This window comes from Pseudomonas sp. P108 (assembly GCF_032613195.1).
Taxonomy (GTDB): Bacteria; Pseudomonadota; Gammaproteobacteria; order Pseudomonadales; family Pseudomonadaceae; genus Aquipseudomonas.
This window is the reverse complement of record NZ_CP126691.1, coordinates 1,956,299-1,981,187: the sequence shown is the minus strand read 5'-3', so window position 1 is coordinate 1,981,187 and position 24,889 is coordinate 1,956,299. Positions and strand designations below refer to the sequence as shown.

Genomic DNA, 24,889 nt, shown 5'->3' with positions numbered 1-24,889 from the left:
GATCTGTTTTTTAAAGTCAAAAGATCGCAGCGTGCCGCAGCTCCTACAAAATCATCGCCGGCCTTCGGATTCAAGGCTTCAGCGGTTTCGAGGCGATGGCCTTCTCGATCGCGGCGATAAATTCCGGATCATCAGGCTTGGTCAGGCTGGAGAAATTGGCGATCACCTTGCCCTGGCGATCGACCACATACTTGTAGAAATTCCACTTCGGCGCGCTGCTCTGTGCCGCCAGCACTTGAAACAGATGCGTCGCGTCATCACCACGAACCTTCTGCGGCTCGGTCATGGCGAACGTCACGCCGTAATTGGCGTAACAGACCTTGGCGGTCTCGGCGCTGTCCTTGGACTCCTGCTTGAAGTCATTGGAAGGCACACCGAGCATTTCCAGCCCTTGACCTTCGTAGCGCTTATGCAGCGCCTCCAGGCCTTCGAACTGCGGCGCGAAACCGCAGAAGCTCGCGGTATTGACCACCACCAACGGCTTGTCGGCGTACTGCTTGCACAAATCGATGGATTCCTTGGCTCGCAGCTTGGGCAGCGAGCCTTGCAGCAATTCGGGACAGTCAGCGGCCTGGGCCAAACCAGTCAACGCCATCAACAACGCGGGAACAGCACACCAGCGCATCAGCATGTCGAACATCCTTGAGCAGTCGTCAGAGTTTGACGTTACTCGCCATGCCTGTTTCTAGCAAATGCTCATGCCCAACTGCATCAGGGCCAGACCACCCTGCTGCCAGCCCCACCACACCAGCGCCAGCAATGCGGCGCCGAGTGCGCTGATGACGATTCGCGACCAGAGTTGACTCATACGGCGCTCGCAGCGGCTTGCAGACGTGCGACCGGCCGCTCACGCACCGGCCAGTTCAGCGCGGCCGCCAGCAGACTCAAGAGAATCGCCACTTGCCAGATCAAGTCGTAACTCCCGGTTCGGTCATACACCACCCCGCCCAGCCAGCCGCCCAGAAACGAGCCGAGCTGATGGAACAGGAACACGATGCCACCGAGCATGGACAGGTTTCGCACACCAAACAAGGTCGCCACCGTACCGTTGGTCAACGGCACCGTCGACAGCCACAGGAAACCCATCGCCATGCCAAACAGGTAGGCCGACGTGGTCGTCACCGGCAGCCACAGGAACAGCACGATCACCACCGCGCGCAACAGATACAACGCGGTCAGCAAGCGTGGCTTGGACAGGCGTCCGCCGAGCCAGCCAGCGGTGTAGGTGCCGAAGATATTGAACAATCCGATCAACGCCAGCACCGTGGTGCCAACGCTGGCGGGCAGATGCTGATCGACCAGGTAGGCCGGCAGGTGCACGCCGATGAACACCACCTGAAAACCGCAGACGAAAAAGCCGAATGCCAACAACCAGAAACCCGAATGTGAACAGGCTTCGCGCAGGGCCTCGGACAGCGTTTGTTCATGGCCGAGTACCGGCAGCGGCTTGTCCTTGAGCATGCTCACCAGCGGCACGATCAACGCCACCAACAGGCCCAGCACCAACAGCGCTGCCGACCAACCGAGCCAGCCGATCAACCCGAGGGTGCCCGGCAACATGGCGAACTGGCCGAACGAACCGGCGGCGCTGGCAATGCCCATGCCCATGCTGCGTTTCTCCGGCGGCACGGCACGGCCGACCACACCGAGAATCACCGAGAACGACGTGCCGGACAGGCCGATACCAATCAGCAGACCAGCGCTCAGCGACAGCGTCATCGCCGAATCCGACAGGCCCATGCACACCAGGCCCAAGGCATAGAGCACACCACCGATCAGCACCACTTTCGCCGCACCGAAGCGGTCAGCGAGTGCCCCGGTGAACGGCTGCGCCAGGCCCCAGATCAAATTCTGCAAAGCGATAGCGAAGGCAAACACCTCGCGCCCCCAGCCGAACTGCGCGCTCATCGGTGACAGAAACAAGCCAAAACCGTGTCGCACGCCCAATGACAACGCCAGGATCAGCGCACTCCCCACCAACACCCAACCGCACGTACGCCACATCGATGTCATTGTTGTTCTCCGCTTGCGGGTATATACCCGCTTGAGTTTGGAAAAAACCGGCCTCAGGCCAGTTCATCCAGCAATCTGAGCAAGGTTTCACGCTTCTCGGCACCCAGTCGATCGATCAACCGCTGCTGCGCCGCCTCCCAGGCCGGCAGTGCTGCGGCCAGGCGTTGCACGCCGGTTTCGGTGAGTTTGACGATGCGGTTACGCATGTCCTCACCCTCGGCCAGCGCCACCAGCCCCTCGCCTTCCAGCACCCGCAGATTGCGCCCGAGAGTGCTGCGATCAAGACCCATGGCTTCGGCGAGTTCCGAGATGCTCGGTTGATCCAGACGCTGCAGATTGCACAGCAAAGAATACTGGGCAACGTTGATCCCGAAGCCGTCGAGAGCGCCGTCGTAATGCCTGCTGACGCCACGAGCGGCGCGACGCAGGTTGGTGCACAAACACTGAGATGGAAGCATGATGCGTGTATATACCCGCGACTGTGTTAAATCAAGTTACAGATGAGTTTACCCATAACATTGTGCTGCCGGTGAGGCCGCCTTCGCGAGCAAGCTCGCTCCCCCATTTGCAATGCGATCCCCTGTGGGAGCGAGCCTGCTCGCGAAGAGGCCAGCACAGACAATCCAAAACTGTCAGACCAAAACCAATCCAGCCAGCACCACCATCTCCAGCAATTCCAGCAACGCCCCCGCCGTATCACCGGTCGTCCCGCCCAACCGCCGCATCATCACCTGCCGCAGCCAGACAAACACAACGACCGAAATCACCAGCGCCACAACCGCACCAAACCCGGCGATCAACACACAGGCCAACGCACTGAAGCCCAACACCCACCAACCAGCCCTGCGCGGCAAATGATCCGCCAACGCCTGCCCCAACCCGCCCGCGCGCACATACGGCGTGGTCAGAAACAACCCAAGCAACGCCGCCCGCCCGAGCAAAGGCACGATGATCAACGCAAGGCCTTGCTGCTGCTCGACCAGCGCCAATAGCGCCGCGAACTTGAGCAGCAACACCAACACCAGCGTCACCACCGCAATCGGCCCGCTGCGCGGATCTTTCATGATCGTCAGCGTGCGCTCGCGATCACCAAAACCGCCGAGCCAGGCGTCGGCGCTGTCGGCCAGGCCATCGAGATGCAACGCGCCACTGAGCAACACCCACACCGTCAGCAACAGCGCCGCATGCAACAACAACGGCGCGCCCGCCAACGCCAGATTCAACGCCCACAGGATCACGCCAAACAGCAGCCCAACCAGCGGATAAAACAGCAGCGACCGCCCAAGCTGTTCCGGTTCGGGCATCCCCGGCAAACGAATCGGCAGGCTGCTGAGAAATTGCAGGGCGATCCACAGCGGCAACATGTCAGTGACCTTCCTTGAGCGAACCATCAGTTTCGACCGTCAGCGCAAACAACGCGCCGTGAGCGACCTCGACATTGAGCAGTTGTTCGCGCGGCAACCCGCGCGCTTGCGCCAGCAACAAACGCATCACGCCGCCATGACTGATCAGCAACACCCGCTCACCGGCGTAAGCACTGTGCAGGCGCGCAACGGCCGCCAGCACTCGAGAAGAAAACTCGCTGAGCGGTTCACCCTGCGGCGGCGTAAACGAATACGGATCGGCCCAGAACAACCCCAGCGCTTCAGCATCGGTCTCCATCAACGCTGCCGCGCTCTGCCCTTCCCACGCACCGAAATGCAGTTCCTGCAGATCCTTGTCCAGATGCACTGACAGGTTCAGTTGCTCACCCAGCTCTGCGGCAAACCGCGCGCAACGTTGCAACGGCGAACTGACGATCCGATCCCACGGCCCGCCCTCGACCATGGCCGCACGCATCTGCGCCCAGCCCTTTTCAGTCAGCGCATCGTCGAGACTGCCACGCAGACCACCGCCCAGTTCCGTCTCACCGTGGCGCAGCAGATCCAGTTGCAAGGTCATGCCGGACGATCCGCCACCGCCGCTTCGGCGAATGTCGCCATCTGCCCGTGCAGATCACAGGCCAGACGCAACAATGGCACCGCCAGCGCCGCGCCACTGCCCTCGCCCAGACGCAAACCGAGTTCCAGCAACGGCTCGGCCTGCAGGGTTTCCAGCACATGACGATGGCCCGGCTCCGCGCCACGATGACCGAACAGCAACCACTCGCGACAGGCCGGATTCAAACGCACCGCGACCAACGCAGCGACCGTGCAGATAAAGCCGTCAACCAGCACCGCCACACCTTCTTGAGCCGCCGCCAGATACGCGCCAACCAACGCGGCGATTTCAAAACCACCGAGATTGAACAGCGTCTGCAACGCATCGCCACGCTGTGCAGCATGCAACGCCAATGCACGCTCAATCACTTGTGCTTTATGGCTGACGCCTTGGGCATTCAGCCCGGTGCCGGGGCCGGTCAGATGCGCCACCGGGCAATCGAGCAAGGCACAGGCCAATGCGCTCGCCGCGGTGGTGTTGCCAATGCCCATTTCGCCACCGATGAACAGCTGCGCGCCCGCCGCTTTTGCTCGCAGCAGACTGTCGCGACCGGCCTGCAACGCGAGTTCGCCCTGGGCCTGAGTCATTGCCGCGCCCTGAGCGAAGTTCGCCGTGCCCGCGCCAATGTTCAAATGACGCACACCCGGCAGGTTCAGCGCTGGATTCACGGTGCCCAGATCGACCACTTCCAGCTGCGCGCCGAGCTGCCGCGCCAACACACTGATCGCCGCACCGCCGCTGACAAAGTTGAGCAGCATCTGCCCGGTGACTTCCTGCGGGAACGCCGAAACACCCTCCGCGACCACGCCGTGATCACCGGCAAAAATCGCGATCCACACTTGCGAGAGTGTCGGTTTGACCTGGCTTTGCAGGCCGGCCAGTTGCACCGCGACCGATTCCAGTCGACCGAGGGAACCGGCCGGTTTGGTCAATTGCTGCTGTCGCGCCGTCGCTTGCTCAACGACGTAGAGATCGACCGGTTTGCACGGGTTCAGCCACCAGGTTTGAGTCATAACGCAGGTCCTTTCAGAGTCAGGGGCAGGCCGGCAACGGTCAGGACAACACGCTGACAGCGCTCGGCCAAAGCTTGATGCAGCCAACCGGCTTCATCGACGTAGCGGCGAGTCAATTCGCCCAGCGGCACGACACCCATTCCGGTCTCGTTGCTGACAAAAATGATTTCACCCGGCAAAGACGCCAGGCATTCGAGCAAGGCTTCGCGCTCGGCGGCGAGGCGTTCGGCGTCATCGAGCATCAGCAGATTGGTCAGCCACAGGGTCAGGCAATCGACCAGCAAGCAACGCTCGGCGCTGGCGGATTCACGCAGGACGCGGGCCAGCTCCAGCGGCTCTTCGATGAGCGCCCATTCGGCGGGACGGCGCGCGCGGTGGTGGGCGACGCGGTCGCTCATTTCACCGTCCAGCGGTTGGCTGGTGGCGATGTAGGTCACAGCGAGGCCGCTATCGCTGGCGAGTTTTTCCGCCAAGCGACTTTTGCCGGAGCGGGCGCCGCCGAGGATCAGTTGGAGCATGGGTTCATCCAGGAAAATTCAAGTGAGGCAGCCGCCGCTTTCGCGAGCAGGCTCGCTCCCACAGGGTTATGAGTTGTACTCAAAATGTATGGCTAACCGCATTCACTGTGGGAGCGAGCCTGCTCGCGAAGAGGCCAGCCCAGGCAACTCAAATCCCACAGAGTCGACGCAATAGATCCGTATCCAGATACTTCTCCACCAGATCCGCCAGCCGTTCGATATCGCGTTCGCGCAAGCCGTGGTAATCCACCGCCTGCACATCGCTCAACCCGGCCCAGCGCAACAACGCCGCACTCGCCGCCGGCGATTCGAACAGCCCATGCAGATACGTGCCGAACACCTGCCCATCGGTACTCTGTGCACCGTCGCAACGGCCGTCATCCAGATGCACCGCCGCATTCTCCAGCGCCGATCCGCTGGTCACGCCCGCATGAATTTCATAACCGCTGACGTCAGCATCTTCCAGCGCCAGCCGTCCACGCACATTGCGCAACTGCTTCTCGGCTTCAAGTGTGGTTTCGAACGCCAGCAAGCCCAAACCGGCACTCGTGCCCGGCGCGCCTTCGAGGCCGAGCGGGTCATGCACCTGCTCGCCGAGCATCTGCAGACCGCCGCAGATCCCCAGCACTTTGCCGCCGTAACGCAAGTGCCGAGAGATCGCCGTATCCCAGCCATTGGCGCGCAGATAAGCCAGATCGCTGCGCACGCTTTTCGAGCCCGGCAGAATGATCAGGTCAGCCGCCGGAATCGCCTGCCCCGGGCCGACGAATTGCAGATCAACTTGCGGATGCAGACGCAGCGGATCGAAGTCGGTGTGATTGCTGATGCGCGGCAGCACCGGCACCACCACTTTCAGCACCTGCTCAGCCTTGTCGGTCTGGCGCTGATCGATGCCGTCCTCGGCTTCCAGATGCAGATCCATCACGTAGGGCAACACGCCCACCACCGGTTTGCCGGTACGCTGTTCCAACCAGTCAAGGCCCGGTTGCAGCAAGGCGATGTCGCCACGGAAGCGATTGATGATGAAACCTTTGACCCGCGCCTGTTCGCTTGGCGAGAGCAACTCCAGGGTGCCGACCAGATGGGCGAAAACCCCGCCGCGATTGATGTCCGCGATCAGCAGCACCGGGCAATCCACCGCTTCGGCAAACCCCATGTTGGCGATGTCGCCGGCACGCAGATTGATCTCCGCCGGCGAACCCGCGCCTTCGACCATCACCAGCGGATACGCAGCGCTGAGCCGCTCGTGGGACGCAAGCACCGCTTTCATCGCGATGGCTTTGTAGTCGTGATACGCCACGGCATTCATCGAAGTCACGGCGCGACCATGGATGATCACTTGCGCGCCGGTGTCGCTGTTGGGCTTGAGCAGCACCGGGTTCATGTCGGTGTGCGGTTCAAGAAACGCCGCTTGCGCCTGCACGGCTTGCGCGCGACCGATCTCACCACCATCAGCGGTCACCGCGCTGTTGAGCGCCATGTTCTGCGGCTTGAACGGGACGACCGCGACACCTTGGCGGGTCGCCCAGCGGCACAGCGCCGTCACCAGTGTGCTTTTACCGGCGTCGGAAGTGGTGCCCTGCACCATCAGGGTGGTCATGGGTGATCCTTGGCAAAAGCGCTTAAAGCGTGTTCGAGACGTGCCTCTTCAGTTGCATTGGCAGGCAGGCCAAAACGCAAACTGCTGTTGTGGGTGAAGATGCGCAGGAGAATGCCGCGACGGGCCATGAACCCGTGCATCGCTTCGGCATGCTCGGTGATCAGCCACTGGAACAGCGCGCAACCGCCCTGCGGCTTGAAGCCGTAGCGTTCAAGCAGCGCTGCCAGCCGCTCACTGGCCTCATCACTGCGAATCCGTTGGCGTGTGTGCCCTTCGGTGTCTTGCAGACACGCTTGCCCGAGCACCCGCGTCGGCCCACTCACCGCCCATGGCCCGACCTGTTCGGCGAGCAGCTTGAGCAACTTGCGCTCGGCCAGCACAAAGCCCAGACGCACCCCGGCCAGACCGAAAAACTTGCCGAACGAACGCAACACGATCAGCCCGACTTGATGCGCATGCGGCGCCAGGCTCAGTTGCGGCGTGTTATCCATGAACGCTTCATCGACCACCAGCCAGCCGCCACGCCGGGCAAGCCGCGCGTGCCAGTCGAGCAATCGTGCCGGGGTCAGGCTCAGGCCGGTCGGGTTGTTCGGGTTGACCACCACCAGCACGTCGAGGCTGTCGAGAAAAAATTCGACTTCCTGCTCCAGCACTTCGCGCACGATGTAACCGCTGCGGCGCCAGGCTTCGGCATGTTCGGCATAACACGGTGACAACACGCCGACTTTGCCGGCGCGGCGCAAGCGCGGCAGCAACTGAATGGCCATCTGCGAACCGGCCACCGGCAGCACTTGCGCGGCACCGTAGTAATCGCACGCAGCTTGCTCCAGACCATCATCGGTTTCCGGCAAACGCGCCCAGGCGCGCAGCGGGATTTCCGGGATCGGGAACGGCCACGGCGCGAGGCCGCTGGACAGGTCGAGCCAATCCGCTTCGGCAATGCCGTAATCGAGTGCAGCCTTGCGCAGCCGGCCACCGTGCTCAAGCATAGAATTCAGCCCCCACGCAGAGAATCAGCAGCCATAACCATACGCCGCGCTGGACCAATTGCCAGCCACGGTCGATGGAATCGGCATCCGCTGGAGCGCCTTCGCCGAGTTGCGGTCGCTCGTGCAGTTCGCCGTGATAGATCGCCGGGCCGCCCAACTCCACGCCCAAGGCTCCGGCTCCGGCCGCCATCACCGGGCCGGCGTTGGGGCTGTCCCACTTTGGCGCCTGCGTACGCCAGCACTTCAACGCGAGTCGGGTTTTGCCGAGCAGCGCGTAGGTCAACGCCACCAGACGCGCAGGAATGTAGTTGAGCACGTCGTCGATTTTCGCCGCCGCCCAACCGAAACGTTCGAAGCGTTCGTTGCGATAACCCCACATCGCATCGAGCGTATTGCTCAAGCGATAGAGCACCACGCCCGGCGCACCCGCCACGACAAACCAGAACAGCGCGGCGAACACCGCGTCACTGCCGTTTTCCAGCACCGATTCGGTGGCGGCGCGGGCGACGGCGGTGCTGTCGAGTTCATCGGTCTGGCGGCTGACCAGATAGCCGACGCGTTTGCGCGCCTCTTCAAGATCTTCCGCGCGCAAGGCAGCAGCCACTGGCGCGACATGCTCGCCGAGGCTGCGCATGCCGAGGGCGCAATACAACGCGAGAATCTCGACGACCCAGCCCACGTACGGCGCCCAGGAAAACGCCGTGGCGAGCAAGGTCAGCGGCAGCACCGCGATCACCCACGCGGTGACGCCATGGCTGCGCCAGCCACGACCACCGGCGTTGAAACGTTGCTCGATGCGCCCGGCAAAATTGCCGAACGCCACCAGCGGATGCCAGCGTTTCGGTTCACCGAGCAGCGCATCCAGCGCCACCGCGGCGACACTCAACAACGCCACACTCATTGACTCACTCCCCAATAATTTTCGTACAGCAACTCATTGAGCGGACGCGCCTGCGCCCACCCTTCGAGTACCAGCATCGGCGCCGGATAGAATTCCTTGACCGGGCCCAGACATAAAACGGCCAGAGGCTTGGCACCTTCGGGCAACTTCAGCAAATCGGCGAGCGCCTGCGGCTCGAATAATGAGACCCAGCCCATGCCGAGGCCTTCGGCGCGCGAGGCCAGCCACAAATTCTGGATCGCACAAGACAACGACGCCATGTCCATTTCCGGCAGCGTGCGACGACCGAAAATGTGCTTTTCGCGATCATCCATCAGCGCGGCGACCAGCACTTCGGCGCAATCGTTGATGCCCTCGACCTTGAGCTTCATGAACTCGTCACTGCGCTCGCCGAGGGCTTCAGCGGTGCGCACGCGTTCTTCTTCCACGAGGTTCTGGATCTGCCCGCGCAGGGCTCGGTCGCTGATACGGATGAAACGCCAGGGCTGCATCAGGCCGACGCTTGGGGCCTGGTGGGCGGCTTCCAGTAGTCGGCGCAGCAGATCCGGCTCAACGCTGCCACCGGTGAAATGGCGCATGTCGCGGCGTTCGGCGATGGCTCGGTAAACCGCTTCGCGCTCGGCTTCGGAGAATGCGTTGTCGGTCATGGCCTCTTCGCGAGCAAGCTCGCTCCCACATTGGACGGGGTGCTTGCTCAAGAAACGCGATCCCCTGTGGGAGCGAGCTTGCTCGCGAAGGCGGCCTCACGGTCTGGCGTAAACAATGCGGCAATCGCAGTCGGATTCGACGGGAAATAAAAGTGCACGTACGACGCCGTCATCCGCCCTTCCCGATAAACCGCCTCGGCCCCACGCCCACCATTCGGGCTCAAACCCCGTGCAATCGGCGCCAGTTCGGTAGTCGTCAGGGAATGATGATAAGTGTGCCCACGTAGCGAACCTTCCGGCAGATCCACCGCTTGCAACGCCAACGCCGCCAGACGCTTCTGCATCACCGCGTCGCCTTTGAGCAGCCCAACCAATTCGGCGCGAGTACCTTCAACGTCCGTCAGCGAATCGAGCAGATACAGCATCCCGCCACATTCAGCGAGCAACGGTTTACCCGCTGAATGATGCGCACGAATCGCTTCAACCATCGCGGTGTTCTGCGCCAGCGCAACGTGATGCAACTCCGGATAACCACCGGGCAGATACACGCTGTCCGCTTCAGGTAATTGCGTGTCGCGGATCGGCGAGAAGAAACTCAACTCAGCACCCATCGCCCGCAGCAGATCCAGACTCGCGCCATAGGTGAAGGCAAACGCCTCATCACGGGCGACGGCAATGCGTACATTCTTCAGCAGTGGCTCGACAGCGATGATGTCAGGCGCGGCGAACTCAACCGCCGGTGGCAGCGCTACCTCACAGCTGCTGGCGAGAGCGTCGGCAGCGGCGTCGAGACGCACATCGAGGTCATTCAGTTCGCTGGCCTGCACCAGGCCGAGATGCCGGCTCGGCAGTTCGATACCGGTCTCGCGGGACAATGCACCGTACCAGCGCAGGCCTTCAGTGAGACTGCCTTCGAGCAATTGCGCATGGCGCAAAGTACCGACACGATTGGCCAGCACGCCAGCGAACGGCAGGTCCGGCTGATACCTCGCCAGACCCAGCGCCAACGCACCAAAGGTCTGCGCCATCGCCGTCCCATCAATCACGCCAAGCACCGGTACACCGAAGTGCCGCGCCAGATCGGCACTGGACGGCGTTCCATCGAACAGGCCCATCACGCCCTCGATCAGAATCAGATCCGCCTCGGCAGCGGCTTCCCACAACAGACGACGACTCTCCTGCTCGCCAACCATCCACATGTCCAATTGATACACCGGCGCACCGCTGGCGCGCTCGAGAATCATCGGATCAAGGAAGTCCGGGCCGCATTTGAACACGCGCACTTTGCGCCCCTGATTGCGATGCAAACGGGCGAGCGCGGCGGTGACGGTGGTCTTGCCCTGACCGGAAGCCGGCGCGGCGATGAGCACCGCCGGGCAGTGACGTGGTTGATTCAAAGTTCGACGCCTTTCTGCGCTTTGATGCCGGCCTGGAAGGCGTGTTTGAGCATGCCCATTTCGGTGACCGTGTCGCCCATCTCGATCATTTCCGGCTTGGCCGCGCGACCGGTGACGATCACGTGCTGCATCGGCGGACGCGCCTGCAGATCGCTGAGCACCTGATCAAGATCGAGGTAGCCGTGCTTGAGAGCGATGTTCAATTCGTCGAGCACCACCAGACCAATCGACGGATCGCGCAGCAGTTCGCGGGACACCGCCCACGCGGCTTCGGCGGCGGCGATGTCGCGCTGACGATCCTGGGTTTCCCAAGTGAAGCCTTCGCCCATCACGTGGAAGCGCACCTGCTCAGGGAAGCGGCGGAAAAACAACTCTTCGCCGGTGCTGTTGCGGCCCTTGATGAACTGCACCACACCGCACTGCATGCCGTGGCCCATGGCACGGGCGAGCATGCCGAACGCCGAGCTGCTTTTGCCTTTGCCGTTGCCGGTCAGCACCAGCACCAGGCCGCACTCGTCAGGCGAGTTGGCGATACGTTCGTCGATCACGGCTTTTTTGCGCTGCATACGCGCCAGATGGCGTTCGTCGCGCTCGGGGGAATCAGTCATGGGGAGCTCTCCGTTGAGGCTGGATAACGGCGGGCAGGCACAAGAATAGACGGCAAAAAGCCTGGCATCGCCCACCGTGATGCCGCTGGATGGATCAGGCCGGTCTCCGGGCTCATGAGCGGCGTTGGCCTGACTGCGCGCCTTCCCGCTTCTTTCGAGGCAGTGGCTCAAGGCGCAGCTTTCACTCATTTACCGTTGCGGGGGCAGCGCCGGGATCGTGGTAGTTCTTCGCTTGAAGACAACCCTCACCGGCTTCCCTGTTTCACTCTGTCGACGCAGGTCACAGAGCACCTGAAACAAGCCGCGAAGGTTAGAGGGTTGGGGGTGGAGCGTCAATTAAAGAGGCGGCCATCGGGCGAATAACTGCCGCCGATCAATTATCTGCCGCCAATCTTGTGCCACACTGATACAAATGATATCAAAGAGCCATGCTTTTCCCGAAAAGCCCACCACAACAATAAAGGATGATGACGATGCAAGGCATGATCATCAGCAACCCGCGCCTGGAATTCCTGCGCCCGGTGCTCGAACGCTGGTTTGACTGTATCGACCGTTACAACGCCGTGCGCGGCGACAGCGATACCCCTTACTGGCATGACGAGAAAGCCAATCTCGGACTGCTCTCGGCGGCGGCCTGGATGGCTGAGCTGGTGACCTTGAACGAAACTCCCACGCGCAAGCAGAACGAAGAAGGCGAGCGCAACGCTCGCGCCGATCTGTTTCTTGCCGGCGCCGAAGACCGCGCCTTTATCCAGGCCACTCAGCGCTGGCCGAAGGTCACCAACCTGAATCTGACCCAAGCCCTGCTCGATATCACCAACGACGCCAAACGCATCAGCTACGCCAGCGATCTCAAGCTCGGCTGCCTGTTTATCGCGCCGCAAAAACCCCAGCACAGCGCCAGCCCCGAAGAGCTGCAGGACATGGTCGACGATCTGCAAAAGGAACACACCTGCGCGGTCGCCTGGTATTTCCCTTACGCCTACCGCAAGTTGCGCAGCGAAGCGGGCAACTATCACCCGGGAATCGCCGTGCTGTTCAAGGAAGCCCGCGGCTGAGCAGTTGAACCATCGGGCTTGCGCCCTCCTCTATGATTAGGAATGCATTCATAGGGAAGATCAGCAATGCGCAAGCCCCAGCTCGTTTTTGTCATCGCCTTCGCCGGAGGGCTCGCCGCCTGCGGTGAGACCTCCAGCCTGCAAGTCTCCGACGGCACCGGCCCGTCGCCGAAGCTGCCCGAACCGAACAAGACCCTGATCCCGACGGTGAACATCGCCCCGGCGATCGGCTGGCCCGAGGGCGGCAAACCGACAGCGGCGGCTGGCACCCAGGTGGCAGCGTTCGCCGAAGGCCTCGATCATCCGCGCTGGTTGTATGTGCTGCCCAACGGCGATGTGCTGGTGGCGGAAACCAATGCTCCGCCAAAACCGGATGACAGCAGCGGGATTCGCGGCTGGGTCATGAAGAAGGTCATGGGCAAGGCCGGCGCTGGCGTGCCCAGCCCAAACCGCATCACCTTGCTGCGTGACGCCGACCACGATGGCGTCGCTGAGACGCGCACAGTGTTCCTGCAAAACCTCAACTCACCTTTCGGTATGACGCTGGTCGGCAACGATCTGTACGTCGCCGATACCGATCGCCTGCTGCGCTTTAACTACGAACCGGGCGCGACCGAGATCAAGTCGCAGCCAATCAAGGTTGTCGATTTGCCTGGCGGCACGCTGAATCACCACTGGACCAAAAACGTCATCGCCAGCAAGGACGGCAGCAAGTTGTACGTCACGGTCGGCTCGAATAGCAACGTCGGCGAAAATGGTCTGGATAAGGAAGAAGGTCGCGCCGCGATCTGGGAAGTTGATCGGGCGACCGGCAATCACCGGATCTTTGCCTCGGGCATCCGCAACCCCAATGGCCTGGCCTGGGAACCCACCAGTGGCGCGCTGTGGACGGCAGTGAATGAACGTGACGAGATCGGCAGTGATCTGGTGCCGGACTACATCACCTCTGTGAAGGACGGTGGTTTCTATGGCTGGCCGTTCAGCTACTACGGCCAACATGTCGATGTCCGCGTTACGCCGCAAAACCCGGATCTGGTGGCCAAGGCCATTGCCCCGGATTACGCCGTCGGGCCGCACACTGCGTCTTTGGGCCTGACGTTCGCCGAGGGCAACAACCTGCCGGCGCAGTTCAAGGAAGGTGCCTTTATCGGCCAGCACGGCTCATGGAATCGCAAACCGCACAGTGGCTACAAAGTGATTTTCGTGCCGTTTACCGGCGGCAAGCCGAGTGGCACACCGGTGGATGTGCTGACCGGGTTCCTCGACAAGGATGAGAATGCACTGGGCCGCCCGGTGGGCGTGGTGATCGATCAGCAGGGTGGCTTGCTGGTGGCGGATGATGTTGGCAATAAGGTTTGGCGAGTCTCAGCCACGAAGTGATGTTGAATGTGACCTGAAACAACTGTGGGAGCGAGCCTGCTCGCGAATGCATAGTGTCAGCATCCATTGAGTTGACTGATACACCGCTTTCGCGAGCAGGCTCGCTCCCACATTAGAACGGCTGCGATTTTTACTACGGGTTATGCGCCAGATGCTCCGGCTGCAACACCCGCTTGGCACTCAGATAAGCCTTCTGCCAATACGCCTTCGACAGACTGTCCAGCTTCACCGTGCCGCCCGTGGCCGGCGCATGCACAAAGCGCCCTTCGCCGACGTAGATCCCCGCATGACTGACCTGCGAGCCGCCATTGGTGGCGAAGAAGATCAGATCGCCGGTCTGCAAGCCTTCCTTACCGACATTCGGTGCCTGCATGACGATCAGCTCACGCGTCGAACGTGGCAAAGAAATGCCCGCCGCATCACGGTAGACAAAACCGATCAGCCCGCTGCAATCAAACCCTGAATCCGGCGTGTTGCCGCCCCAGCGATAAGGCGTGCCGACCAGACCGAGCGCGCGAAACAGCACGTCTTCAGCAGCAGGCGAAAAAGCTTGGGAGGGGCCGAACACGACCGGGGCACGAACCACCGGCGCAGGTGGCGGCGTGCGACTGGCGCAGGCGCTGAGCAGCGCTGCGCAGAGCATCAATGTGAGGCGGGCCGACATCGTCATAAGCAGAACATCCTGATCTGGCTGCGGCTTTTTCTGCCGATGGACAGAAAAGAAAACCGCCTGCGTGAGCACGCAGGCGGTTTGCCATCAATATAGATTCAGGATTCTAGCGGCTACGCGGCAAACTTCAAGTAAGACTTTAACTTCACCTTGTAAAGTATACGTCTACTCCGTTGCCGGAAGCCCGATTGTCGCCGCGAACGCAGCGACAACGGGGGGATTACTTACGAGCCGTGACTACGGTCGGAGCGTTGGCCAGAGCGCGTTTCGCTTCGATGAAGGTCTTGCTCCAGTAGCTGTCACCCAGGCTGTCGATGCGAACACCGCCGCTGCGACGACTGCTGGAGTGGATGAATTGGTTGTCACCGAGGTAGATCCCGGCGTGACTGACACGACCGCGACGACCGTTGGTGGCGAAGAACAGCAGATCGCCCGGCTCAAGGTTGCTGCGCGAGACCAGCGGCGCATCCACGTTGATCATTTCGCGGGTGGAGCGCGGCAGGTTCATGCCGGCCTCTTCACGGAAGAGGTAGCCGATGAAACCGCTGCAATCGAAACCGGCTTCAGAGGTACCGCCGAAACGGTAACGGGTACCAATCAGGGACATGCCGCGTTCGAGGATGCTGTCGGCCAGAACAGGAAGCTGATAAGGCTTCTTGCCATTGAATTCGTTGAGTTCTTTTTCGGTGTCCAGTTCTTCCTGGTAAATAACGGAAGACTGAGCCGTGGCAGAATTTTTAACCTGTTGAGGCTGCTCTTGGACTGGAGAATGAGCAGCGCAACCGTACAACAGGGTGACGAGTGCGAGAGGCACGAGGGGTGCGAAGCGCTTTAGCATGGGCACGACCGTGGCTGATAGTTGTAAAGAAGCCGAGACTATGCCCGCTATCAGTCTCATTTGCAAATTCAATCGATCTTTTTGTGACTTCCCGGTTTCTCGTTTACATCTAAGCGCTTAAGCCCATTTGAACCGATACGCGGCCTGCACACTGCGCTGGAAAGCGGATTTTCTGGCGCCTGAAATATGCCGAAACACGCTGAAAGCCGCGCCGTTACCAGCCTAGCGTTTCCTTCAGGAAGGGAATGGTCAGCTTGCGTTGAGCCTGCAAAGAGGCCTGATCGAGCTGTTCAAGCAAGTCAAACAGCGCACTCATGCTGCGGGTGCCGCGAGTCAAAATAAAATGCCCGACCTCGTCGGTCAGGTGCAGACCGCGACGCGACGCGCGCAATTGCAAGGCGCGCAATTTGTCTTCATCGGAGAGCGGGCGCATCTGGAAAATCAGCGCCAGGGTCAGGCGCGATTTCAAGTCAGCCAGTTTGACCGGCAATTCACGCGGAGAGGTGGAAGCGGCAATCAGCAAGCGCCGACCGCTGTCACGCAGACGGTTGAACAGGTGAAACATCGCCTCTTCCCAGTCAGCCTTGCCGGCAATCACCTGCAAGTCATCCAGGCAAACCAGTTCGTACTGTTCGAGGTTATCGAGGATTTCGACGCCGCGGTCCATCAACTCGGCCAACGGCAAGTACACCGCCGGTTCCCCCATCTGCTCGAATCGCAGACACGCCGCCTGCAACAGATGCGTACGCCCTACGCCGTGTTTGCCCCACAGGTAGATCAGGCTTTCTGTCCAGCCGGCGTCGGCTTCGCATAGACGCTCGACATAGCCGAGTGCAGCGGCATTGGCGCCTGGGTAGTAGTTGATGAAGGTGGCGTCGTCACGCAGACGCACACCTAGGGGCAGCTGAATCGGTTTCATGCTGACTGAACAGTTCTCAAGGAACCGTTAGTGGCCTCTGTGTAAAGTTTGCGAAGTTTATACCCGTGAAGCTGAGCGCACAATGCGACAGAGTCCAAGCAAAATCAAAGGTTTGCGTTAACACGCTGGTTTTATGACAGATTCTTTGGCGCCAGCGCCTGCAGGACACGGGCCAACCCGGCTATTCGCCGGGCCGCCCCTGTGCCATTACAACTGCGGATCGTCAACGCCACTATAGATGTCAGAGTCCTTGTACAAGTCGTGCACATGGCGCACCAGCACCATGATCACCGCCGCCACCGGCAACGCCAGCAGCACGCCGGTGAAACCGAACAGCTCGCCGCCGGCCAGAATCGCGAAAATCACCGCCACCGGATGCAGACCGATACGATCACCCACCAGCAATGGTGTCAGCACCATGCCTTCCAGCGCCTGACCGACCATGAACACCGCGACGATCCCGACCATCGGATACAGATCACCACCGAACTGGAACAACCCGGCAATCAGTGCCGCGCCAATACCGATCACGAAGCCCATGTACGGCACGATCGCCGCCAGACCCGCGATCAAACCGATCAACAGCCCCAGCTCCAGACCGACAATCATCAGGCCCGCCGCGTAAATCACGCCCAGCGCCACCATCACCAGCAACTGACCGCGAACAAACGCGCCCAGTACCTCATGACATTCACCGGCAAGCGATACGATGGTCTCTTCCCGATCACGCGGCAGCAGGCTGCGGATCTTGGCCATCATCACGTCCCAGTCGCGTAACAGGTAGAAACTTACCACAGGGATCAGCACCAGATTGGCCAGCCAGCCGATCAGCGCCAGGCTGGAGGCCGTTGCCTGACTCAGCACCACGCCGACAATATCGGTGGTCTGCCCCATGTGCTCGCTGATCGCAGCCTTGACCTTATCGAACTTCCAGAAACCGTCCGACAACCCCAGCTTCGACTGCGCCCACGGCACTGCCGTGTGCTGCAGCCAATCGAGCATTTGCGGCGCCAGTTCGTACAAACGCAGCAACTGCTTGGCGAGCATCGGCACCAGCACAAGCATCAGCGCCGTGACGATCAAGGTGAACAGAGCAAACACCGCGATCACACCCCAGGTTCGCGACAAACCAAGCCGCTCCAGGCGATCCACCAGCGGATCGAACAGATAGGCCAGCAGCAGCGCCACCAGAAACGGCGTGAGGATCGGGTGCAGCAACCAGACAAACGCGCAAAGCAGGACAACCCCACCGAGCCAGAACCAACGCCGCGTATCGGCCATTTACCACTCCTGTTGCTTCTATATAAAGAAAGACTTACCAGCGAAACCGCAACGATGGTGCTGCCGGTGTCGGGGCTGGCGCCGCGACAGGTGTTGCACCGCCAGCCACTGGCTGCGGCGCCGCCACCGGGGCGGGTGCTTCGGCGGGCAACTCCTGCAACCTGGCCAGCGACAACTGCGCACGCATCTGATCGGCACTGCCATTGACCCGATAAACGATACGATCGCCATCAACACTTTGCAGACGCACGCCAAACGGTTCGAGTAACCGTAACAGCGCCGCGTAATGCTCCAGATTCATGCCCTGCACTTCCAGGGTTTGCTGCCCCGAAGCGCCGGGCTTTGCGACAAAACGTGGCGCCAGCCGCTCAGCCACCGCCAGCATCACTGCGTCAGCGACAGCAGCCTGATCGGCGCCCTGCACGCTGCCCGCCTCTTTCTGATCGCCCAGCCACAAGTGCCATTTGGCCTGCCACTGCCCGCCTTCTTCACGGGCATGCACCGCCAGCAGGGCGTCAGCGTTGTAGCGCTCCGAAGCACCGCGCAGTGGCGCCGGATCCGTGCCCTCAAGCGCTGGCGCAGTGGCAACCAACTGCTCACTCAAATCAGCCAGCGGCAAACGCAACGGCAAGCCGCGGTGTTGCGCAGCCGTACGCAACGGCGCCGCAGCGGCCTGACCATCACCGACCAGACTCGAACCTTCAGCCGAATCATTCAGCCACCAGCTCAGAATCGACGGGCGACTGGCGCCCCACACGGACAACCCGGCACGCCGCAACGCCTGCTCGGTGGTCGCCGGATCGAAATCGACCTTCAGCACCTCCGGTGGCCCGGCATCAAAACCGAACTGACTGATGATTTGCTGAGGATCCTTGCGAACCGCCGCCAGCCCCGGACTCTGCGGGGCTTTGGGATCACCGGTCAGGCGCAACACCAGGGTATCGAGCGCTGCCTGCGTGGCGCGATCACGTTCTTCCGGCGCCTGACCGTTGACCGGCTCGCGCACTTGATAAAGGCCTTTGAGGTTTTCGGCGTGACTCGCCAGGCTGATCAGAGACAAACAACCCACAAACAACAATTTACAAAAACGCATGGAGAATTCCCGTCGACAGGAGCGGCTGGAACACGCCGCGTGAACCGGTTGAGCAAGGCTGTGACAATCTGCCAGTGCCAAACATTCACACGACAGCGGTAAGTTTTTGCACAGTGATAACGATAGACGGTTAATCGCCCCACCTTATACAGGCGTTCATACACCTCAATTGCAAAAAATTTCCGCTGATATGGCCCTGCCCGTCGGTGCGAGGATGGCCGCTGCCCCTCAAGCCTGATAAAATCGCGCGCCTTCGCAGACCGGCAACAGCCGGGCACCTCGAAACTCGCGTGAGGCCATCGCCCCCACGATTTCGAAGTTCCCGCTGAACTCGGTCGTTACCCCTGAATCCCCTCCCCTAAAGGCCTGGATCATGAGCAAGCAACCCTCCCTGAGCTACAAGGACGCCGGTGTAGACATCGACGCCGGTGAAGCATTGGTCGAACGCATCAAGAGCGTCGCCAAGCGCACTGCGCGCCCGGAAGTCATGGGCGGCCTGGGCGGTTTCGGCGCCCTCTGCGAAATCCCGGCCGGCTACAAGCAGCCAGTGCTGGTGTCCGGCACCGACGGCGTTGGCACCAAGCTGCGTCTGGCGCTGAACCTGAACAAGCACGACAGCATCGGCATCGACCTGGTTGCCATGTGCGTCAACGACCTGGTGGTTTGCGGCGCCGAGCCGCTGTTCTTCCTCGACTACTACGCCACCGGCAAACTCAATGTCGACACCGCTGCCCAAGTGGTAACCGGTATCGGCGCTGGCTGCGAACTGTCGGGTTGCTCGCTGGTTGGCGGCGAAACCGCTGAAATGCCAGGCATGTACGAAGGCGAAGACTACGACCTGGCCGGCTTCTGCGTCGGCGTCGTGGAAAAAGCTGAAATCATCGACGGCTCGAAAGTCGCCACCGGTGACGCGCTGATCGCGCTGCCATCGTCCGGCCCGCACTCCAACGGCTACTCGCTGATCCGCAAGATCATCGAAGTTTCCGGTGCCGACATCGAAAACATCCAGCTCGACGGCAAACCGCTGACCGACCTGCTGATGGCCCCGACCCGCATCTACGTGAAGCCGCTGCTCAAGCTGATCAAAGACACCGGCGCCGTCAAAGCCATGGCCCACATCACCGGTGGCGGCCTGCTCGACAACATCCCGCGCGTTCTGCCAAAAGGCGCTCAGGCGGTGGTTGACGTGGCTAGCTGGACTCGCCCGGCGGTATTCGACTGGCTGCAGGAAAAAGGCAACGTTGACGAAACCGAGATGCACCGCGTGCTGAACTGCGGCGTTGGCATGGTTATCTGCGTGGCTCAGGAGCACGTTGAAGTGGCCCTGAACACCCTGCGTGACGCCGGCGAACAGCCTTGGGTCATCGGTCAGATCGCTGCCGCTGCCGAAGGCGCTGCCCAGGTTGATCTGCAGAACCTTAAGGCTCATTAATGTCCGCAACCTGTGATGTCGTGGTGCTGTTGTCCGGCACCGGCAGTAACTTGCAGGCTCTGATCGACAGCACGCGGACCGGCGACAACCCGGTCCGCATCGCTGCAGTGATTTCCAATCGCGCCGACGCCTACGGCCTGCAACGCGCCAGTGACGCGGGTATCGCTACCCGCTCGCTGGATCACAAGGCATTCGAAGGTCGCGAGGCCTTCGATGCTGCTCTGATCGAACTGATCGACGAATTCAATCCGAAACTTGTGGTGCTGGCCGGTTTCATGCGCATTCTCAGCGCTGATTTCGTTCGCCACTACCAGGGTCGCCTGCTCAACATCCACCCGTCGCTGCTGCCCAAATACAAAGGGTTACACACTCATCAGCGCGCGCTGGAGGCCGGCGACACTGAGCATGGCTGCTCCGTGCACTTCGTCACCGAGGAACTCGATGGCGGACCACTGGTCGTACAAGCAGTATTACCGGTAGAGTTGCACGACACGCCGCAGAGTCTTGCGCAGCGAGTACACGTTCAGGAACACCTGATCTACCCGATGGCAGTTCGCTGGTTCGCCGAGGGCAGACTGGCACTCGGTGAACACGGTGCTTTACTGGATGGCCAGTTACTCGCGGCCAGCGGCCACTTGATTCGACACTAGGAGATATTATGCGTCGCGCCCTGCTCTTCGCTTGCGCTCTGCTCGCCCTGCCCTTCGCGCAGGCAGCGGACCTTCAACCGTTCTCCGCCAGCTACACCGCCGACTGGAAGCAACTGCCAATGAGCGGCACCGCCGAGCGCAGCCTGGTCAAGGAAGCCAACGGCGTCTGGAAGCTCAGCTTCAAGGCCTCGATGATGATCGCCAGCCTGACGGAAGAAAGCACCCTGACCCTGGACAAGGACACTTTGCTGCCGCAGTCCTACCACTTTGAACGTGGTGGTCTGGGCAAAGCGAAAAAGGCTGATCTGGATTTCGACTGGAACAGCAAAATGGTCACCGGTACCGACCGTGGCGACGCGGTGAAGATCCCGCTGAACCGTGGCATGGTCGACAAGTCCACCTATCAGCTGGCACTGCAGCATGACGTCGCTGCCGGCAAGAAGACCATGAGCTATCAAGTGGTCGATGATGGTGAAGTCGATACCTATGACTTCCGCGTGCTGGGCTCGGAAAAAGTCGAGACCAAGGCTGGCAAGATCGATGCGATCAAGGTCGAGCGCGTACGCGACCCGACACAAAGCAAGCGCACTACCGTGCTGTGGTTCGCCAAGGATTGGGATTACCTGCTGGTTCGCCTGCAACAGGTTGAAACCGACGGCAAGGAGTACAACATCATGCTCCAGGACGGCACCGTCAACGGTAAAACCGTTAAAGGCAGCTGATCCGCCGCAAGAACAAAGAGCCCCGCGAAATGCGGGGCTTTTTTTTGCCTGCTGGATTGGAGACTTGTGCCTGGCTCGCCCCTCACCCCAGCCCTCTCCCGAGGGAGAGGGCGCCGACCGAGGTGTCTGGCTTTATGCATCGACCTGAAAAATCGAGTCGATTAGGGATTCGCCAAAGCAAGATCAGGTCGGCGTAGCTCTTTAATTCCCCACGGTCAGTCCCCTCTCCCCTTGGGAGAGGGTTAGGGTGAGGGGCTTTTGAAGGCAAACCTCAAACCGAGAACTTGGCGACCATGCTGTTCAAATCCACCGCCAACCGCGACAGCTCCTGACTCGCCGCACTGGTCTGATTGGCCCCCGCCGAGGTCTGCATCGCCAGATCACGAATGTTCATCAGGTTGCGATCCACCTCACGCGCCACCGCTGCCTGCTCCTCCGAGGCACTGGCGATCACCAGATTACGCTCGTTGATCAGCGTGAACGCCGAGGCGATCTCTTCAAGCGCAGTCCCGGCCGCCTTGGCCAGCTCCAGCGTCGAACGCGCGCGCACATTACTCTGCTGCATCGAACTCACCGCCGAATCGGTGCCCTGCTGAATCCCGCCGATCATCTGCTCGATTTCCCGGGTCGACTGCTGCGTGCGATGGGCCAACGCCCGCACCTCATCCGCTACAACCGCAAACCCACGCCCGGCATCACCGGCGCGAGCAGCCTCAATCGCGGCATTCAATGCGAGCAAATTGGTCTGCTCGGCAATCGAACGAATCACATCCAGCACTTTGCTGATGCTGTAGACCTTCTGCGCCAGATCTTCCACCTGACTCGCATTGGCTGTCACATCATCGGCCAGCGACTCAATGGACAGCACCGTTTGATGCACCTGCTCGCGGCCATGCTGGGCAATGCGATCGGATTCACGAGACGCCTCGGAGGTGGCCACGGCATTGCTTGCCACTTCCTCCACTGCGGCCGTCATCTGATTGACCGCCGTAGCCGCCTGTTCGATTTCCAGGCTCTGCTGGTGCAACCCGCGCGTAGCGTCTTCCGTGACGCAACTCAGCTCCTCCGACGCCGAGGCCAATTGGCTGGAGGACTCGGAGATTTGCCGAATCGTGTCGCGCAGGTTGTGCTGCATGCTCTTGAGTGCGTGCAGCAGTCGCGCCGGCTCGTCCTTGCCACTGATGCTGATATCGCCAGTCAGATCGCCACCGGCCACCACCTCGGCGACACCCAGCGATTGCGCCAGCGGCAGCACGATGCTGCGCGTCAGCAGCAGGGCCAGGCCTATGGTGATCAGCGCGGTAACGCCGATCATCACCCCGACCCAAACCCGCGAATTGGTAAACACCAGCCGCGCTGCTTCGGTGGCGAGATTGGCATTGTGTTTATTCAGCTCAACCAGCTCGCGCAAAAGCACTGCGATTTCATCGGCCAAGGGACTCATCTGCCCATTGAGAATGGTCGCGGCCTCCTCGACCCGATTCTGCGCCGACAACTGCATGACCTGTGCCTGAAACTCCAGATACTGGTGCTCGGCAACCTTGAAGCGGTCGAACAGCCTGCGCTCCTCGGGCAGTACGATCAGCACGTCATAACGCTGCTGGGCCTCACTGAGCACACCGCGTAATTCATTGAGCTTGGCAACGTTCTGTTCGAGCGTCTGCGGATCCCGATTGAGCAACAGACGCATGGTCAGCGCGCGCAGGCGCAGCATGTCCTGACTCATCTCACCGACTGCCATGACACTCGGCAGCCAGTTGTTATCAACCTCGTCGGACTGCGCGCGCATGTTCGACATTTGCAATAAAGCGAACGCCCCAAGGGCAAATACCATCAACGCCAACAAGCCAAAACCGAGGCCGGCGCGCGGGGCAATATTGAGACTACGGATACTCATTGCTCTGGTTCCTTCCAAAAGCGCTGCATCAACCCTGCAGCTGGTTGCTTTAGAAGGTATCGGCCCGGTGAAAATTTGCGTAAGACGAAAAGGCGATATCAAAAGGCCTTGATCCTTCGAACCGTCGGCATTAACGATTCAGCGTGGTTTTGCCGGACTTGAACTCCGTTCGCGGCAAGATAGCCAGGAAGTTATCTCTCGCGACCTTTTGCGCAATGTTCTCCGGCAGGGCATCAAGGAACGGCTTGAAGCTGTGTATTTCCTGACCGAGCTTATTGAAACGCCCTACCACATCGGAGCCAAGCATGAAGCGTTCGGGGTATTTCTCGACCAACGCCAGCCATTCCGGTCGCGGTTTGCCCTGCTCGTCCAGCAGATACGGCGTGAGCATGCTCCAGGACAGATCGATAAACAGGTTGGGATACGCCTCAAGCATACGCGTCAGGGTTGGCAGCAGAAATGTCAGCTGGGTCTGATGTCGATGAATCTCCGCGCTGGTCCCGGCGTGGGCCCAGATGAATCGCGTGTGCGGATGATTACGCAGCGGTTCTTCGATTTCCTTCAGGTACAGCGGATTCTTCTCACGCTTGGAAGTGATGTTGGAATGCAGCATGACCGGTAGATCGTTCTCGGCTGCCAGGTGATAGATCTTGGTCATCGCTTCGTTGTTGGCGCGCGGCGTATCGCCAGAGGTCAGCGCTGTCAGGTCATCATGGCGGGTGAACACCTCGCCGATGCCCTGCCACAGCCCCGGATAAAGATCGAGCATGCGCTGGATGTGCGCGGCGGAGTTCTTGTCGTTCGGGTTGAATCCGGAAAGAAACGGATGAAAGTACGGGCGTTGTTCTGCGCTCAGTTTTTGCACGGCGTCGGCGACAATCACGTCAGTCGCGCTATACCAGTAAGCATCGGCGTCATCCCCGGCGTAATAGCGCGGGCGCTTGGGTTCGTCCTCATGCCACTTCTTAGCAACCGGAATGCCGGAAATCATCACATGCTCGATGGAATTGTCCTGCATGGCCGTCAGCAATTTCGCCATGCCCGCGCTTTCCTGGAAAAAATCCACGTAATGCAGGTGCGCATCGCTGTAGGCGTATTCGCGGGCGCTGACGTTGCCGGCAAGCAGCAGAAGGCAGGCGAGACTCAAACGATACAGGGACACAAGTAATCTCCAGAAAGTAGGCATAGCCTAGACCCCGCCCTGAGGACAAGGGTTCATCCCGCAGGAAAGTGGAACGCGTACCGGTGGGAATGCTCTATAACTGCAAGGTCTTTTTTGATCG

At 60.8% G+C, this 24,889-nt stretch carries 26 protein-coding genes and 1 riboswitch; of the genes, 5 read left to right on the top strand and 21 right to left on the bottom strand.

The features are described 5' to 3' along the window. Positions 1-70: 70 nt before the first annotated feature. From QOM10_RS08750 to cobO, 14 genes are all read right to left on the bottom strand, one after another. Positions 71-631 (bottom strand): glutathione peroxidase, encoded by a 561-nt coding sequence (locus tag QOM10_RS08750; protein ID WP_007919788.1) that lies wholly within the window; start codon positions 629-631, stop codon positions 71-73. Between the two features lie 54 nt (positions 632-685). Then, complete coding sequence (locus QOM10_RS08745) at positions 686-808, bottom strand: hypothetical protein (protein ID WP_263596555.1); 123 nt, start codon at positions 806-808, stop codon at positions 686-688. Continuing rightward, the gene (locus QOM10_RS08740; protein ID WP_316917879.1) at positions 805-2,013 is read right to left on the bottom strand and encodes an MFS transporter; all 1,209 of its coding nucleotides are present in this window, start codon (positions 2,011-2,013) and stop codon (positions 805-807) included. The genes QOM10_RS08745 and QOM10_RS08740 overlap by 4 nt, the downstream gene beginning before the upstream one ends. 53 nt (positions 2,014-2,066) lie before the next feature. Continuing rightward, positions 2,067-2,471, bottom strand: a complete 405-nt coding sequence (locus QOM10_RS08735) for a MarR family winged helix-turn-helix transcriptional regulator (RefSeq protein WP_007919794.1) — start codon at positions 2,469-2,471, stop codon at positions 2,067-2,069. A gap of 174 nt (positions 2,472-2,645) precedes the next feature. Continuing rightward, positions 2,646-3,377 (bottom strand): adenosylcobinamide-GDP ribazoletransferase, encoded by a 732-nt coding sequence (locus tag QOM10_RS08730; RefSeq protein WP_316917878.1) that lies wholly within the window; start codon positions 3,375-3,377, stop codon positions 2,646-2,648. A gap of 1 nt (position 3,378) precedes the next feature. Continuing rightward, positions 3,379-3,954: an alpha-ribazole phosphatase family protein gene (cobC, locus tag QOM10_RS08725; RefSeq protein WP_316917877.1), complete on the bottom strand. Its 576-nt coding sequence runs from the start codon at positions 3,952-3,954 to the stop codon at positions 3,379-3,381. Then, positions 3,951-5,006 (bottom strand): nicotinate-nucleotide--dimethylbenzimidazole phosphoribosyltransferase, encoded by a 1,056-nt coding sequence (gene cobT / locus QOM10_RS08720; protein ID WP_316917876.1) that lies wholly within the window; start codon positions 5,004-5,006, stop codon positions 3,951-3,953. Before cobT ends, cobC begins: the two co-directional genes overlap by 4 nt. Then, positions 5,003-5,524 carry a bifunctional adenosylcobinamide kinase/adenosylcobinamide-phosphate guanylyltransferase gene (gene cobU / locus QOM10_RS08715; protein ID WP_095119961.1) on the bottom strand — a complete coding sequence of 174 codons (522 nt, stop codon included), beginning with the start codon at positions 5,522-5,524 and terminating at the stop codon, positions 5,003-5,005. The genes cobT and cobU overlap by 4 nt, the downstream gene beginning before the upstream one ends. Before the next feature lie 148 nt (positions 5,525-5,672). Further along, entirely contained in the window at positions 5,673-7,124 is a 1,452-nt protein-coding gene (locus QOM10_RS08710) for a cobyric acid synthase (protein ID WP_316917875.1), read from the bottom strand. Beyond that, a complete protein-coding gene (gene cobD / locus QOM10_RS08705) occupies positions 7,121-8,113 on the bottom strand; it encodes a threonine-phosphate decarboxylase CobD (RefSeq protein ID WP_150752234.1) in 993 nt (330 codons plus the stop codon). The genes QOM10_RS08710 and cobD overlap by 4 nt, the downstream gene beginning before the upstream one ends. Then, positions 8,106-9,014 carry an adenosylcobinamide-phosphate synthase CbiB gene (cbiB, locus tag QOM10_RS08700; RefSeq protein WP_123592709.1) on the bottom strand — a complete coding sequence of 303 codons (909 nt, stop codon included), beginning with the start codon at positions 9,012-9,014 and terminating at the stop codon, positions 8,106-8,108. The genes cobD and cbiB overlap by 8 nt, the downstream gene beginning before the upstream one ends. Continuing rightward, on the bottom strand, positions 9,011-9,661 hold the full coding sequence (gene bluB, locus QOM10_RS08695) for a 5,6-dimethylbenzimidazole synthase (RefSeq protein WP_316917874.1): 651 nt from the start codon (positions 9,659-9,661) through the stop codon (positions 9,011-9,013). The genes cbiB and bluB overlap by 4 nt, the downstream gene beginning before the upstream one ends. Positions 9,662-9,708: 47 nt before the next feature. After that, on the bottom strand, positions 9,709-11,058 hold the full coding sequence (locus QOM10_RS08690; RefSeq protein ID WP_150752232.1) for a cobyrinate a,c-diamide synthase: 1,350 nt from the start codon (positions 11,056-11,058) through the stop codon (positions 9,709-9,711). Then, complete coding sequence (gene cobO / locus QOM10_RS08685; RefSeq protein WP_003223053.1) at positions 11,055-11,666, bottom strand: cob(I)yrinic acid a,c-diamide adenosyltransferase; 612 nt, start codon at positions 11,664-11,666, stop codon at positions 11,055-11,057. The genes QOM10_RS08690 and cobO overlap by 4 nt, the downstream gene beginning before the upstream one ends. A gap of 79 nt (positions 11,667-11,745) precedes the next feature. Next, positions 11,746-11,976: riboswitch (cobalamin riboswitch) on the bottom strand. Positions 11,977-12,139: 163 nt separating this feature from the next. Here cobO and QOM10_RS08680 point away from each other — a divergent pair. Both QOM10_RS08680 and QOM10_RS08675 read left to right on the top strand, forming a co-directional pair. Beyond that, complete coding sequence (locus QOM10_RS08680; RefSeq protein WP_316917873.1) at positions 12,140-12,724, top strand: hypothetical protein; 585 nt, start codon at positions 12,140-12,142, stop codon at positions 12,722-12,724. Between the two features lie 66 nt (positions 12,725-12,790). Further along, entirely contained in the window at positions 12,791-14,104 is a 1,314-nt protein-coding gene (locus QOM10_RS08675; RefSeq protein WP_127926359.1) for a PQQ-dependent sugar dehydrogenase, read from the top strand. Positions 14,105-14,237: 133 nt separating this feature from the next. On the opposite strand, the gene QOM10_RS08670 is transcribed toward QOM10_RS08675, so the two are convergent. From QOM10_RS08670 to QOM10_RS08650, 5 genes are all read right to left on the bottom strand, one after another. After that, entirely contained in the window at positions 14,238-14,774 is a 537-nt protein-coding gene (locus tag QOM10_RS08670) for a C40 family peptidase (RefSeq protein WP_122608421.1), read from the bottom strand. A 220-nt stretch (positions 14,775-14,994) separates the two neighbouring features. Next, positions 14,995-15,612: a C40 family peptidase gene (locus QOM10_RS08665; RefSeq protein WP_007919826.1), complete on the bottom strand. Its 618-nt coding sequence runs from the start codon at positions 15,610-15,612 to the stop codon at positions 14,995-14,997. 214 nt (positions 15,613-15,826) lie between these two features. After that, the gene (gene hda, locus QOM10_RS08660; RefSeq protein ID WP_007919828.1) at positions 15,827-16,531 is read right to left on the bottom strand and encodes a DnaA regulatory inactivator Hda; all 705 of its coding nucleotides are present in this window, start codon (positions 16,529-16,531) and stop codon (positions 15,827-15,829) included. Between the two features lie 207 nt (positions 16,532-16,738). Further along, on the bottom strand, positions 16,739-17,812 hold the full coding sequence (locus QOM10_RS08655; protein WP_102900818.1) for an AI-2E family transporter: 1,074 nt from the start codon (positions 17,810-17,812) through the stop codon (positions 16,739-16,741). 34 nt (positions 17,813-17,846) lie between these two features. Then, entirely contained in the window at positions 17,847-18,905 is a 1,059-nt protein-coding gene (locus QOM10_RS08650; RefSeq protein ID WP_316917872.1) for a DUF2066 domain-containing protein, read from the bottom strand. Between the two features lie 373 nt (positions 18,906-19,278). On the opposite strand from QOM10_RS08650, the gene purM reads away from it, so the two are divergent. The 3 genes from purM to QOM10_RS08635 are packed head-to-tail and all read left to right on the top strand — an operon-like array spanning position 19,279 to position 21,709. Further along, entirely contained in the window at positions 19,279-20,337 is a 1,059-nt protein-coding gene (gene purM / locus QOM10_RS08645) for a phosphoribosylformylglycinamidine cyclo-ligase (RefSeq protein ID WP_077571719.1), read from the top strand. Next, the gene (gene purN, locus QOM10_RS08640; protein WP_077571718.1) at positions 20,337-20,987 is read left to right on the top strand and encodes a phosphoribosylglycinamide formyltransferase; all 651 of its coding nucleotides are present in this window, start codon (positions 20,337-20,339) and stop codon (positions 20,985-20,987) included. Before purM ends, purN begins: the two co-directional genes overlap by 1 nt. Positions 20,988-20,995: 8 nt before the next feature. After that, positions 20,996-21,709 carry a DUF3108 domain-containing protein gene (locus QOM10_RS08635; protein ID WP_127926356.1) on the top strand — a complete coding sequence of 238 codons (714 nt, stop codon included), beginning with the start codon at positions 20,996-20,998 and terminating at the stop codon, positions 21,707-21,709. A 271-nt stretch (positions 21,710-21,980) separates the two neighbouring features. Here QOM10_RS08635 and QOM10_RS08630 read toward each other — a convergent pair whose 3' ends face one another. Both QOM10_RS08630 and QOM10_RS08625 read right to left on the bottom strand, forming a co-directional pair. Continuing rightward, positions 21,981-23,606 (bottom strand): methyl-accepting chemotaxis protein, encoded by a 1,626-nt coding sequence (locus QOM10_RS08630; RefSeq protein ID WP_127926354.1) that lies wholly within the window; start codon positions 23,604-23,606, stop codon positions 21,981-21,983. A gap of 130 nt (positions 23,607-23,736) precedes the next feature. Next, positions 23,737-24,792, bottom strand: a complete 1,056-nt coding sequence (locus tag QOM10_RS08625; RefSeq protein WP_410479210.1) for an amidohydrolase family protein — start codon at positions 24,790-24,792, stop codon at positions 23,737-23,739. Positions 24,793-24,889 lie beyond the last annotated feature (97 nt).